At 61.7% G+C, this 12,631-nt stretch carries 14 protein-coding genes; 4 read left to right on the top strand and 10 right to left on the bottom strand.

The features are described 5' to 3' along the window. Positions 1 to 4: 4 nt before the first annotated feature. Both J3P94_RS17075 and J3P94_RS17070 read right to left on the bottom strand, forming a co-directional pair. A complete protein-coding gene (locus tag J3P94_RS17075; RefSeq protein WP_042730627.1) occupies positions 5 to 373 on the bottom strand; it encodes a response regulator in 369 nt (122 codons plus the stop codon). Between the two features lie 11 nt (positions 374 to 384). Continuing rightward, the gene (locus J3P94_RS17070; protein ID WP_434574231.1) at positions 385 to 1,296 is read right to left on the bottom strand and encodes a methyl-accepting chemotaxis protein; all 912 of its coding nucleotides are present in this window, start codon (positions 1,294 to 1,296) and stop codon (positions 385 to 387) included. 689 nt (positions 1,297 to 1,985) lie between these two features. Between J3P94_RS17070 and J3P94_RS17065 the strand changes: the two genes are divergently transcribed. Continuing rightward, complete coding sequence (locus J3P94_RS17065) at positions 1,986 to 3,332, top strand: MATE family efflux transporter (protein ID WP_434568917.1); 1,347 nt, start codon at positions 1,986 to 1,988, stop codon at positions 3,330 to 3,332. A 183-nt stretch (positions 3,333 to 3,515) separates the two neighbouring features. After that, positions 3,516 to 4,178, top strand: a complete 663-nt coding sequence (locus tag J3P94_RS17060) for an HAD family hydrolase (RefSeq protein ID WP_434568916.1) — start codon at positions 3,516 to 3,518, stop codon at positions 4,176 to 4,178. Between the two features lie 115 nt (positions 4,179 to 4,293). On the opposite strand, the gene ppnN is transcribed toward J3P94_RS17060, so the two are convergent. Then, positions 4,294 to 5,667, bottom strand: a complete 1,374-nt coding sequence (gene ppnN / locus J3P94_RS17055) for a nucleotide 5'-monophosphate nucleosidase PpnN (RefSeq protein WP_305495382.1) — start codon at positions 5,665 to 5,667, stop codon at positions 4,294 to 4,296. Between the two features lie 215 nt (positions 5,668 to 5,882). On the opposite strand from ppnN, the gene J3P94_RS17050 reads away from it, so the two are divergent. Together J3P94_RS17050 and J3P94_RS17045 are read left to right on the top strand one after the other, a co-directional pair. Further along, positions 5,883 to 6,419, top strand: a complete 537-nt coding sequence (locus J3P94_RS17050; protein WP_434568915.1) for a DUF3087 family protein — start codon at positions 5,883 to 5,885, stop codon at positions 6,417 to 6,419. An 87-nt stretch (positions 6,420 to 6,506) separates the two neighbouring features. Continuing rightward, complete coding sequence (locus J3P94_RS17045; protein ID WP_434568914.1) at positions 6,507 to 7,259, top strand: OBAP family protein; 753 nt, start codon at positions 6,507 to 6,509, stop codon at positions 7,257 to 7,259. Positions 7,260 to 7,428: 169 nt separating this feature from the next. On the opposite strand, the gene J3P94_RS17040 is transcribed toward J3P94_RS17045, so the two are convergent. The 7 genes from J3P94_RS17040 to modA all read right to left on the bottom strand — a co-directional run bounded on the left by J3P94_RS17040 (position 7,429) and on the right by modA (position 12,581). Then, positions 7,429 to 7,740 (bottom strand): hypothetical protein, encoded by a 312-nt coding sequence (locus tag J3P94_RS17040; RefSeq protein WP_434568913.1) that lies wholly within the window; start codon positions 7,738 to 7,740, stop codon positions 7,429 to 7,431. Beyond that, positions 7,718 to 7,897: a general stress protein gene (locus J3P94_RS17035; RefSeq protein WP_186614672.1), complete on the bottom strand. Its 180-nt coding sequence runs from the start codon at positions 7,895 to 7,897 to the stop codon at positions 7,718 to 7,720. Before J3P94_RS17035 ends, J3P94_RS17040 begins: the two co-directional genes overlap by 23 nt. Before the next feature lie 230 nt (positions 7,898 to 8,127). After that, positions 8,128 to 8,691, bottom strand: a complete 564-nt coding sequence (locus J3P94_RS17030; protein ID WP_039592957.1) for an ATP-dependent Clp protease proteolytic subunit — start codon at positions 8,689 to 8,691, stop codon at positions 8,128 to 8,130. 135 nt (positions 8,692 to 8,826) lie between these two features. After that, positions 8,827 to 9,864 (bottom strand): DNA topoisomerase IB, encoded by a 1,038-nt coding sequence (locus J3P94_RS17025; RefSeq protein ID WP_434568912.1) that lies wholly within the window; start codon positions 9,862 to 9,864, stop codon positions 8,827 to 8,829. A 201-nt stretch (positions 9,865 to 10,065) separates the two neighbouring features. Then, positions 10,066 to 11,145, bottom strand: coding sequence for a molybdenum ABC transporter ATP-binding protein (modC, locus tag J3P94_RS17020; protein WP_434568911.1), 1,080 nt, complete (start codon positions 11,143 to 11,145; stop codon positions 10,066 to 10,068). Between the two features lie 3 nt (positions 11,146 to 11,148). Next, the gene (gene modB, locus J3P94_RS17015) at positions 11,149 to 11,829 is read right to left on the bottom strand and encodes a molybdate ABC transporter permease subunit (protein ID WP_434568910.1); all 681 of its coding nucleotides are present in this window, start codon (positions 11,827 to 11,829) and stop codon (positions 11,149 to 11,151) included. Beyond that, on the bottom strand, positions 11,829 to 12,581 hold the full coding sequence (gene modA / locus J3P94_RS17010; protein WP_434568909.1) for a molybdate ABC transporter substrate-binding protein: 753 nt from the start codon (positions 12,579 to 12,581) through the stop codon (positions 11,829 to 11,831). Before modA ends, modB begins: the two co-directional genes overlap by 1 nt. Positions 12,582 to 12,631 lie beyond the last annotated feature (50 nt).

The following is a 12,631-nucleotide window of genomic DNA, read 5'->3' as shown; positions in this document are numbered from 1 at the left end:
GCCATCAAGGAAGAATCAGCTTGGATACCGCCGCCAGCATCTGCGCCGGTTGGAACGGCTTGACCACCCAGGCCTTGGCACCTGCGGCCTGGCCTTCCTGCTTCTTCGATTCCTGGGATTCGGTGGTGAGCATGATGATCGGCGTGAACTTGTAGCTGGCGAGCTTCTTGACCTCCTTGACGAAGGTGATGCCGTCCATGTTCGGCATGTTCACGTCGCTGATGATCAGGTGCACTTTCTGCCCGGTGAGCTTGCCCAGTGCGTCCTTGCCATCGCTGGCTTCGATCACGTCGTAGCCGGCACTTTTCAACGCGATGCCGACTACCTGCCGAACGCTCGCGGAGTCGTCGACAACCAATACACTTTTAGCCATGAACGGCTCTCCTAAAAGAAGGTTATTTCCTGTGAAGTCTGTTGCGCGGCCGAGTCGCCATGATGATTGCGGCGTTGCTCGTCGGTGGCGTAGGTGGTTTCCATGCGCGCCAGCCATTGGCGGGCGTCGATGGAGGCAGCGTGGTCCGGCGACTGGCTGGCCTGCTGCATATGCACGTGCAGGTCCTCGATGTTGTCGCGCACGTGGCTGAGGATCTGGCTGACCCGATCCTGGAATTGGAGATTGACCAGCACTTCGGTGAGCTCGTCGCGAATGCCGAAGCTTTCCCGTTGCAGCATGTCGGCCGAATCGGCGAGACGCTCAGTGACGCTTTTGAAGCGTTCCAGCACGCGCTGAATGCTGCCTTCGGACACGGCCACGGACTGGCTGTCCTGGTCGGCGCCGCTGGAGGCGGCCTGGACCAGTTGAGTGATGGCGGTATTGATGACGTCGACCTTGGCCGACATCTGTTGGCCGGTCTCGCTGGATTTGCTCGACAGTGCGCGCACCGCATCGGCCACCACCGCAAAACCGCGCCCGGCTTCGCCCGCCCGGGCGGCCTCGATGGCGGCGTTCAGGGCCAGCAGGTTGGTCTGGGCGGCAATCGCCGCGACATCGGCGGCCATGGTCCGCAGTTCGCCGGTGTAGGCGGTCAGGTTGCGGACCTGGGTCAGGGTTTCATCACGGCTGGCCTGGGTGGTTTTCAGCGAGTCGATGACCTTGACCAGTTCACCTTCGCTCTGCGCCAGTACCTGGACGGCACCGCCACCGCCGCTGCCGGCCAACTCGCCGGCGGCCTGTTGCGAGGCTTGCACGGTCTCTTCGAGGCGCGAAGAGATACCGGTGAAGCGGGTGGTCAGCGAGACGATTGCGGTTTCAGTCTGCTGGCGTGAGCTTTCGACTTGCTTGGCCCAGATCGGCATCGCGCCGAGGATCACTTCGTTGAGCTGCGCGCTGGCTTTATGGGAAACATGACCGGCGGCTTGCAACTCGTGGCGGGTGATGGCCGCGGCCGTCGCCTCGTCGAGTTGAAGACGTTGTGAACGCGCGCCCAAGATGCCGACGGCCACGCCAAGAACCACCAGCACGATGCTCAAACCGATATTCTGTGTGCTCGCACCGTTGAGTGCCAGCACGCCGACGCTTGCGGCGACGGCCACGATCAAGGCGTGCCAGAGAATGCGTGGCTGGGTTTTGGCGAGGGAGTGGTCGTGGGAATACGACGTCATGGTTCGGTCCTTGAACAGTGTTGCTGACAGGATATTTGCTGATGACTGGTTATCTGCAAAGCCGACGCGGTCTTGAGGACCAGTCGTCCGGTTTCGATAAAAATAATGGCACATTGCTATCTAAGAATAGACCAAATCGGAGAAATGTCGAGAAGGCCTGACCTGCGGATAACCCGTGGCGAGGGAGCTTGCTCCCGCTGGGCCGAGCAACGGCCCCGTTTTAATCGGGTTTAGCCAGAAGTAATCAGCCTTATGGATTTTGGGCCTGCTGCGCAGTCCAGCGGGAGCAAGCTCCCTCGCCACAAAGGCGACATCTCTGCAACAGAACGAGAGGATTGAGCTAAATTACCCGGCATTGATTTCGAACCTGCCATCGAGCCCCCATGCCTGCCCAGCCGCTCTGGAAAACCTACTTGCTATTCCTGGCCCCCATGGTCCTGTCCAATTTCCTCCAGTCGATGTCCGGTACGCTCAACAGCATCTACATCGGCCAGATGCTCGGTACCCAGGCTTTGGCGGCGGTGTCGGGGATGTTTCCCATCGTGTTTTTCTTCATCGCCCTGGTGATTGGACTGGGCGCGGGGGCGGGCGTGTTGATCGGGCAGGCCTATGGCGCCGGCGAGACCGGAACGGTGAAGGCGATCGCCGGCTCGACGTTGCTGTTGGGGGCGATCATCGGGCTGGTGGCCGCGGTGTTGGGCAGCGTCTTTGCTCGCGAGGCCCTGCAAGGGCTCGGCACGCCCGACGATGTGCTCGAAGATGCCATTTCTTACGCGCGGGTGATGATGTGGATCCTGCCGATGCTACTGGTGTTCGTGCTCTTCACCCAGCTGCTGCGCGGTGTGAGTGATACCGTCTCGCCGCTGCTGGCGTTGCTGGTATCCACCAGCGTCGGGATGCTGCTGACGCCGGTGCTGATCCGCGGCTGGCTGGGATTGCCACAGATGGGTATCCAGAGCGCGGCGTGGGCGGGATTGGTGGGCACCGCATCGGCCATGGCCATGCTGGCGTGGCGCCTCAACCGGCGGGCGCATGCCTTGGCGCCGGACCGCGCGCTGTTCGCCGCGATGCGCCTGGACCGGGATATTCTCGCCAAGGTGCTGCGCATCGGCTTGCCGACAGGGTTGCAGATGGTGGTGATTTCGTTGTCGGAGCTGGTCGTCCTGGCGTTGGTCAATCACCACGGCTCCCAGGCCACGGCCGCCTACGGGGCGGTGACGCAGATCGTCAATTACGTGCAGTTTCCGGCGCTGTCGATCGCCATCACCGCCTCGATCCTCGGCGCCCAGGCCATCGGCGCCGGACACCTGGAACGTCTCGGGCCGATCCTGCGCACGGGGCTGTTGATCAACGTCTGGCTGACCGGTGGCCTGGTGCTGCTGGGGTATCTGTTGTCCCACTGGCTGCTGGGGCTGTTCATCACCGACCCGGCGGCGCGGGTCCAGGCCGAGCACCTGTTGCACATCATGCTCTGGAGCCTGCTGGTGTTCGGCTTCCAGGCCATCATCGGCGGCATCATGCGCGCCAGCGGCACGGTGCTGGTGCCGGTGGCCATCTCGATCTTCTGCATCATCGGCGTGCAAGTGCCGGCGGCCTACCTGCTGGACGCGCACTTCGGCCTGCAAGGGGTGTGGATGGCGTTTCCGGTGGCTTACCTGAGCATGCTGATTTTGCAGGCGGTGTATTACAAACGGGTCTGGCAGCATCAGCGAATCGAGCGGTTGGTATAGCCGGCCCACCACCGACCCCCCTGTGGGAGCGAGCCTGCTCGCGAAAGCGGTGGTTCAGCCAGCACTGATGTGACTGGCCCGACGTATTCGCGAGCAGGCTCGCTCCCACATGAAACCGGCGGTTGGTAGATAGGCGAGTGTTACAGTGCCCACTGCCCCGTCTTGTCATCCACGAGGAATTCAATGCCTGTAAAACTCCCCTCCGTCGCCTACCGCGCCTTCCTCTTCGACATGGACGGCACGCTGCTCAATTCTGTCGCCGCCACCGAGCGGATCTGGACACGCTGGGCCATGCGCCATGGCCTGGACGTGGCGAAATTCCTGCCGACCATCCATGGCGTGCGCGCTGTCGACACCGTCGCCCGCCAGAACCTGCCGGGCGTGGATGCCCAGGCCGAGGCCGCGCAGCTCACCGTCGAAGAAATCGAGGACGTGGAGGGCGTGGTCGAGGTGCCCGGTGCGCTGGCCTTTCTCAAATGCCTGCCGCCGACGCAATGGGCGATCGTCACCTCGGCGCCCATGGCCTTGGCTTTGCGCCGCATGGAAGCAGCCGGGATTGTGCGTCCGGCGGTGATGGTGACTGCTGAAGACGTGAGCGCCGGCAAGCCGAACCCCGATTGCTATCTACTCGCGGCGCAGCGCTTGCAGGTGAAACCGCAGGAATGCCTGGTGTTCGAGGATGCCGAAGCCGGGATCAAGGCCGGCGAGGCGGCGGGCGCGGATGTGATGGTGGTGACGGCCACGCACACGCATCCGGTGGTGACGTTGCACTCGCAGATCGAGGATTACCGTGGGCTGAGTGTCGCGGTGAATGGCGGGTTGATGCGCCTCTCAAGCCACCGCTGAACCCAGTGGGAGCGAGCCTGCTCGCGAAAGCGGTGGTTCAGCCAGCATTGATCTGGCTGACCCGACGCCTTCGCGAGCAGGCTCGCTCCCACATTTCTTATGGGGTGCCTGCGAATCAGGTCACCACGCGATAGCACGGCACATACGCCGCGCCGCCCGGCAGTTTCATCCGGTGCTGGGCGACGAAGGCCTGCAGCAGGCGGTCAAGCGGTTCCATGATGGCGGAGTCGCCGTGGATCTCGTACGGGCCGTGCTCCTCGATCAGACGGATGCCCTTGTCCTTGACGTTACCGGCGACGATTCCCGAAAACGCCCGGCGCAGGTTGGCGGCCAGTTCGTGGGGCGGCAGGTCGCGGCTCAGGCCGAGGCTGGCCATGTTGGCGTGGGTCGGGTCGAACGGGCGCTGGAAACCTTCGTCGATCTTCAACAGCCAGTTGAAGTGGAACGCGTCGTTGCGCTCGCGGCGGAACTGCTTCACTTCTTTCAGGCCCTGGGTCATCTGCCGCGCCACTTCAGCCGGATCGTCGATGATGATCTGGTAGTGCTTCTGCGCGGCTTCGCCCAAGGTCGCGCCGACAAACGCGTGCAACTGGTCCAGGTACGGCGCGGCGCTTTTCGGTCCGGTGAGCACGACCGGGAAGGGTAGGTCCTGGTTGGCCGGGTGCATGAGGATGCCCAGCAGGTAGAGGAACTCTTCCGCCGTACCGGCGCCGCCCGGGAAGATGATGATGCCGTGGCCGACGCGCACGAAGGCTTCCAGGCGCTTCTCGATGTCCGGCAGGATTACCAGCTCGTTGACGATCGGGTTCGGCGCCTCGGCGGCGATGATGCCCGGCTCCGTCAGGCCCAGGTAACGCCCGCCATGGATACGCTGCTTGGCGTGGGCAATGGTCGCGCCTTTCATCGGGCCTTTCATCACGCCGGGGCCGCAGCCGGTGCAGATGTCCAGGCTGCGCAGGCCAAGCTCGTGGCCGACTTTCTTGGTGTATTTGTATTCTTCGGTGTTGATCGAATGACCGCCCCAGCACACGACGATTTTCGGTTCCACGCCGGGACGCAGGGTGCGGGCGTTGCGCAGCAGGTGGAAGACGTAGTCACTGATGCCCTGGGACGAACTCAGGTCGATGCGCTGGCTGTCCAGTTCGTTCTCGGTGTAGACGATGTCGCGCAGGGCGCTGAAGAGCATTTCCCGGGTGCTGGCGATCATCTCGCCGTCGACGAACGCATCGGCCGGCGCGTTCAGCAGCTCCAGGCGCACGCCCCGGTCCTGCTGGTGAATGCGGATCTCGAAATCCTTGTAGGCTTCGAGGATGGTCTTGGCATTGTCGACATGGGCGCCGGTGTTGAGGATAGCCAGGGCGCACTGGCGGAAAAGATCGTAGATGCTGCCGGAACCGGCTTCGCTCAGTTGCTGGACTTCGCGCTGGGACAAGGTCTCCAGGCTGCCCTTGGGGCTTACCGAGGCGTTGATTACATGTCTTTGAGTCATTCAGCTTTCCTTGAAAACGATGCCGCGCGCACGACGGCGGCATCTTTGAAAAAACGTCCACGCAGGAAGATCGCACGATCCTTGCGGTATCGCCATGGACTTTGATCCGGGTCCTTCGGGTCGGTGCAACACAAATGAGCCCCAGCATAGCCAAATCGACCGGGGAGGCGATAATGCGCGAGTCTTTTCACGCCACACAAGGAAAATGCGACGCGATGTTCGAGATCAAACCGTGGGACGCCGTGACCTACCGGCAGCAGACCCGCCGCAGCACGCTCATCCTCGCCGTGGTATTCCTGGCCTTGGCGATGCTGCTATCGAGCCTGGCGGTGATGCTGTTCGGCACACCCGGGGGCGATAATTTTCGCTTCAACGTGGGCGGGGTTTTCGCCGCCGTGCTGCTGATGGCCGCGCTCATGCGCGGGTATTTCTGGCAACAGCCGTGGATGAACGCGGCGGTGTACGGCTGGCAGCTCAAGCGCAGCCTGATGAGCGTTACCAACGTGATGCACCAGGTAAAGGCTGGGGTGCAGGCCCAGGATCCGGCGGCAATGAAGCTGCTGCGCTTCTATCATTTGGGCCTGGCCCAGATGCACCTGCTGGATGCCAACTCCAGCGACCAGGCCTCGTTGAGTCGCGAGGCCGATGAACATCTGCAGAACATGCAGGCGCGCGGTCTGGACCCCGAGCAGTCGCGCCTTGACCCGGCCTGGATCGATACCGTGAAACAGGCCTATAAGGCCCGCGATTAGCGGCCGCTCGTCGGTTGCTCAGGTGAAAAATCAAACCCGGGTGAGCGGGCGCCTTTCTCATGAACAGTCATGAGAAGGAGAGTCGAGATGCCTGGAAAAGTCACTCAAGGAACCTGGGCCATGCTTTGCGTGGCAACGGTGGGGTTGGCAGGCTGCGCGGGCGGCGACAGCCATTCACCGGTGGACGCGCCAGGAGCCGCGAAGAGCCCGACCACCGCGACGCTGGAAGCCGGGGCGGGGCTCATGCAGAACAAACCCCCGTTGCAAGCGCTGGACACCTACCTGGATGGCTTCCATTTCTATAACGGGCGGATGTCCGGGCAAATGGAAGCGCATCACTACTGCACGGCACTGAACGAAGAAGTGTTCCAGTGCGCCATCTTTGATGCCAACACCGCGAACGCCAAGCTCATGGGCGTGGAGTACATCATCAGCAAGCGCTTGTTCGAGGGCCTGCCGGCCAGCGAAAAACAGTTGTGGCACAGCCATGTGCATGAGGTGAAGTCCGGGCAATTGGTCGCGCCAGGGATTCCCGAGGTGGTGGAAACCCGCTTGATGAAAAACCTCGTCAGCACCTACGGCAAGACCTGGCACACCTGGCACACCGAACAGGGCGACGCGCTGCCTTACGGTGTTCCGCAACTGATGATGGGCTTTACCGCCGACGGCCAGATCGACCCGCAGTTGGTGCGTGAGCGCGACAGCCGGATGGGCATCTCCAGCGAAGAGAAAAAACGCGCCCGCGCGGCAATCGAAGCGCCGACAATCGATCCCGGTGCGGATGCGTGGCAGAAGGGGCAGGTGTGGCAGATCAAGGACCCGACGGGGCATGCTCATTAAACGCGAATTTGCCGAATATGCTTTTGTGGCGAGGGAGCTTGCTCCCGCTGGGTTGCGCAGCAGCCCCAAGGCAATCAACTTGGATACTGTGTTTAATTGGATAATTATCAGGGCTGCTGTGCAGCCCAGCGGGAGCAAGCTCCCTCGCCACGGGGCAGGGATAAATTAATTACGGCTGTTTGAAGTGCCCTGGAACATCATGTTCCGTTTCGTTTGGCTTGGTTCTTTTCTGAACTTGGACGTCGCTTATTCCGACGCTTTTCAATTCGGTGAAGGTCACTCTCAAGAGTGCCTCGGCTTCTTCGGTGCTCAGGGTCTCGGTGTCAGCCGCCAGCACCCGGTTATCGGGCTGGCCGTCGGCGATGAAACTGACAATGAATCGGTCCTGGCTCATTCGTGACCTCGACAGGTTTAAGCGCCAGGGCGCAGCAACGCTACGCCCCAACGGTTTTTCCGGGTTACGATTTTCTGCCGCCGCCATGGCTGCGTTCGCCACCTTTCTTACCGGCTTCAGAGGCTTTTTCCCGGTCGTTGGCAAAGTTTCCGCCGGAAGCATGTCCGCCTTTCTTGCCGGCTTCAGATGCTTTTTCTCGGTCGTTTGCGAAGTTACCTGGGTTTTTGTTTCCGCTATTAGCCATTTCGAGAATCCTCATTTTGGTTAAGCGAGTAAAACGTGCCTCGCAGTACTGTGAAAGAAATTTGCGGATGGAAGTTTAAAAAAAACGTTTCGCTGGCGACGAACGGTATCAACTAAAGAATTAACACCTGGGTAACTTATACAACCGTCTCGCTTGAACTTGTACAGCATCGATTTAGTTAATAAGGCAAGCGGCGGCAAATTGTATTTATTCATCATCAAAGGAGTGATTCAGTCCTCGCCGCCGCTGACTTTCCAATGTTTCGCCTCGGGCGCAAACACCACTTGTTCCACCCGGTGTGCAATGCCGAAAGCCAACGAATTTTCCGCCGGTATCACTCGCTCCTCGGCGCACAGGCATTTGAAGATATCCAGTTGCGTGGCGGCGCCGGCGGTTTCCTTGACGTAGATTTCCACGTACCGCGCCACGTCGTTGTCCAGGCTCGAGAGGTATTCACGCAAGCGCGAGTGATCCACTGATTTCTGGCCGAAATACCAATTCATCGGGTGTATCAGGAAGCGTGAATGCGGGGTGGTGGTGCGGTCGCTGGCGGCCAGGTACATGACGATGCCCATCGACTCGATGTTGCCGGCATTCACCGCGCGCACGGGCACCGGAAGGGATTTGATAAAGGTATAGAGGGTGAAACCGAAATTGGTGCTGCCACCGACGGTAGAGAGGTTGAGCATCAGCGAGTCGGCGCCTTTTTCAATGGCTTCCAGGCAATTGTCCCGGAAGCGCTCGGTGGTCCCCTGGTCGATCTGGCAATGGAAATGGACGATGTGTTCGGACATCTGAAACTCCTCTCGACTTCACGCGTTGACGAGTCTGCGGATCAGCGGCTCTGTACAGTTGGGAGTCCACCGGCTGTCGGATGTTCCACTTCCGTCATGCGCTTGTTCAGGTCCGGCAATCAGCCGCCGCTTCGCTCAACAGGCTTCGACGGCTTGGGCCATACGCTGCAGGAACATTGTCAGTGCGGCTTCTTGCGCACTGAGTCCCTTGCGTTCGCGAGGTTTGGGCAGGTCGCTCAGCACACCGCCCATGAAGCCTTCCAGCACGGCGGGGTGGATGTAGCATTTGCGACAGACGGCAGGCGTATTGCCCAACTGCCGGGCGACCTGCCTGACCATTTCGGCAGCGTGTCGCTTGGCTTCGGTCTCGGTTTCCCACTGCAATGTGCGCAGCCCGTCCAGCGCCGCCGCGCTGCCTGCCCAGGTGCGATAGTCCTTGGCGGTGAAATCGGCGCCGGTGAGTGTCTTGAGGTAGGCGTTGATGTCCGAAGAGGTAACGGCGTGGCGCTCGCCGTGTTCGTCCAGGTACTGGAACAGGTTCTGCCCGGGAATTTCCTGGCAGCGCTTGATGATCCGTGCCAGGCGTCGGTCCTTCACGGTGATCTGGTGTTCAACGCCGCTCTTGCCACGGAACTGGAAAGCGATGGCGCTGCCGTTGACCGCGACATGCTTGTTGCGCAGCGTGGTCAGGCCGTAGGAACGGTTGTCCCGGGCGTATTGGCTATTGCCGACGCGGATCAGCGTGACGTCGAGCAGCGTGATGACCGTTGCGAGGACTTTATCGCGGCTGAAACCGGGCGTGGCGAGGATTTCCTCGAGGCGTTTGCGCAGTCGCGGCAGGGTGCGGCCGAATTCGAGCATGCGTGAGTACTTGTCCGCATCGCGCACTTCGCGCCAGCGCGAATGGTAGCGGTACTGCTTGCGTCCTCGGGCGTCGCGTCCGGTGGCCTGGAGGTGGCCGCGCGGGTCGGTACAGATCCACACATCGGTGTAGGCCGGCGGAACGGCCAGGGCGTTGATCCGCTGGATTTCGGCGGGATCGGTAATGCGCTGGCCCGACGGGTCGAAGTAACAGAACTTGCCCCGCAGTTTGCGGCGGGTGATGCCCGGGGCGGTGTCGTCGACGTAGTGCAGATCAGCCGGGAGTGCATCGGGCGGCAGGGTGTCGGGCATGTTTGATCCTTGGCGATGAATTCGAATGGCCTGTGAATTGATTGACCGCTGCCCGTTGCGGTCGTGCCGAGTTTCTTACATCACCCAAATCGCCCCTGTGGGAGCGAGCCTGCTCGCGAAAGCGCCAGCACAGCCAACACTGGAGGAAACGGGGCCACCGCTTCGCGAGCAGGCTCGCTCCCACAGGAGCTGTGTCGATACCTACGCCAACACCGCCACCGCCTTGATCTGTGCCCACAGCATCTGCCCCGGATGCAGCTTCAACTGATCCCGGGAGTACCGGGTAATCCGCGCCAGCAACGGCGTGCCAGCGGCCTCCAGCCGGATCAGTACATGAGCCGCGTTGTCGCCCGCCAGTTCGCTGACGACCGTCACCGGCAGGCGATTGAGAATGCTGGTCTGTGCATCGTTCGCCAGGCTCAGGCTGACATCCCGCGCCTGTACCTTGAAGCGCAACGGTCGGCCGACAGCCATCGGCTGATGGGCGACACGCACCTGCAACTGGCTGTCGGGCAACGTCAGGGTAAGTAGCTGGTATTGCGGGTCATGGGCGCTGACTTTGCCCTGGATCACCACGCCCGCGTCATCGCCCTGGGCCAATGGCAGGTCGAGTCGCGCCAGGGTCTCGGCGATCGGCCCGCTGGCCAGGGCGCGCCCGGCATCGAGTAGCACGATGTGATCAGCCAGGCGCGCGACTTCGTCCTGGGAATGGCTGACGTACAGCACCGGGATGTCCAGTTCGTCGTGGAGTCGTTGCAGGTAAGGCAGGATTTCGTTTTTGCGCCGCGTATCGAGGGCCGCCAGTGGCTCGTCCATCAGCAGCAATCGCGGGCTGGTCAGCAAGGCGCGGGCGATGCCGACGCGCTGGCGTTCGCCGCCGGAGAGGTTATGGGGTTGCCTGTCGAGAAGGTGACCGATGCCGAGCAGTTCCGTCGCGTGGTTCATGTCCACGCGCCGTTGCGCCGGTGCTACGCGTTTGAGGCCGAACGCCAGATTGTCGCGTACCGACAGGTGGTCAAACAGGCTCGCCTCCTGGAAAACATAGCCCAGCGCGCGCTGATGAGGTGGCACGAATACGCCGCGCTCACTGTCTTGCCAGACCTCGCCATTGACCTCGATGAAGCCCTGTGAGGGTCGCTCCAGGCCGGCGATGCAGCGCAGGCAGGTGGTCTTGCCAGAGCCGGATTCGCCGTACAGCGCCGTCACCCCACGGCCAGGCAATTGCACGTCCAGGTCGAGGAAAAAGTCGCCGTGGTCGAGTTGAAATCTTGCCTGGATCATCGCTCAGCTCCAGCCGGCACGGGTTCGGTGGCTGGAGTACAGCGCCAGCAGCACCAGGAAGGAAAACCCCAGCATCGCCGCCGCCAGCCAATGGGCCTGGGCATATTCGAGGGCTTCGACATGGTCGTAGATCTGCACCGACACCACCCGGGTCTTTTCCGGGATGTTGCCGCCGATCATCAGCACCACGCCGAATTCACCGACCGTGTGGGCGAAACCGAGAATCGCCGCGGTGATGAAACCGGGTCGGGCCAAGGGCAGGATAACGTGGAAAAAAGTGTCCCACGGACCTGCTCGCAGCGTGGCGGCGACTTCCAATGGACGATCGCCGATGGCGGAAAACGCGTTCTGCAAGGGCTGGACAACAAACGGCATGGAATAGATCACCGAGCCGATCACCAACCCGGTAAAGCTGAAGGTGAGGGTGCCCAGGCCGAGAGCCTGGGTGAACTGGCCGATCCAGCCGTTCGGACCCAACGCCAGCAACAGATAAAAGCCGATCACGGTGGGCGGCAACACCAGCGGCAGTGCCACCACCGCGCCCACCGGCCCGCGCAGCCAGGATCGGGTGCGCGACAGCCACAGGGCGATGGGTGTGCCGATGAGCAGCAGGATCACCGTGGTCAGCGAGGCCAGTTTCAGCGTCAGCCAGATGGCCGCGTAATCGGCGCCGGTCAGCGGCATCAGCGTTGATAACCGAAGGACTGGATGATGGCGGCGGCTTGCGGGCCCTTGAGGTATTCCATCAAGGCCAGGGCGGCAGGGTTGTCCCGGCCTTTGTCGAGAATAACCGCGTCCTGTTTGATCGGATCATGCAGCTCGGCCGGAACGATCCATGCCGAACCGCTTGCCAGCTTGCCGTCCTTGTATACCTGGGACAGAGCGACGAAGCCCAGTTCGGCGTTGCCAGTGGAAACGAACTGATAGGCCTGGGTGATGTTCTGGCCTTCGACGAGCTTGTTCTTCACCGGCGTGGACAGCCCGAGTTTTTCCAGGACCTGGGTCGCGGCCAGGCCATACGGCGCGGTTTTCGGATTGGCGATGGACAGGTGCGTGAATGCATTGTCGCGCAGGACCTGGCCCTGGTTGTCGACGTAGTTGTCCTTGGCCGACCACAGCGCCAACGTGCCGATGGCATACGTGAAGCGCGAGCCCTTGACGGTAGCGCCTTCGCTTTCGAGCCTGGCCGGGGTGGTGTCGTCGGCGGCGAGGAAAACTTCGAAGGGCGCACCATTCCTGATCTGCGTATAAAACTGCCCGGTCGCGCCATAGGCGGCTATCAGCTTGTGGCCGGTGTCTTTTTCGAAATCGGCGGCGATGGCCTGTATCGGCGCAGTGAAGTTGGCAGCGACGGCTACCTGCACCTCGTCGGCTTGGGCGGCACTGACACAAAAGCAGGTAGCCAGCAGCAGCCGGGCGAAAGGGTTCGAGCGCATGGTCGGGGTTCCGTGGGGATGGGTTCGCTATATAGCGGAATATATAGCGA

Origin of the sequence: Pseudomonas sp. Z3-8 (genome assembly GCF_051131975.1) — a bacterium.
Lineage (GTDB): Bacteria > Pseudomonadota > Gammaproteobacteria > Pseudomonadales > Pseudomonadaceae > Aquipseudomonas.
This window is presented reverse-complemented; position numbering and strand designations above follow the sequence as displayed.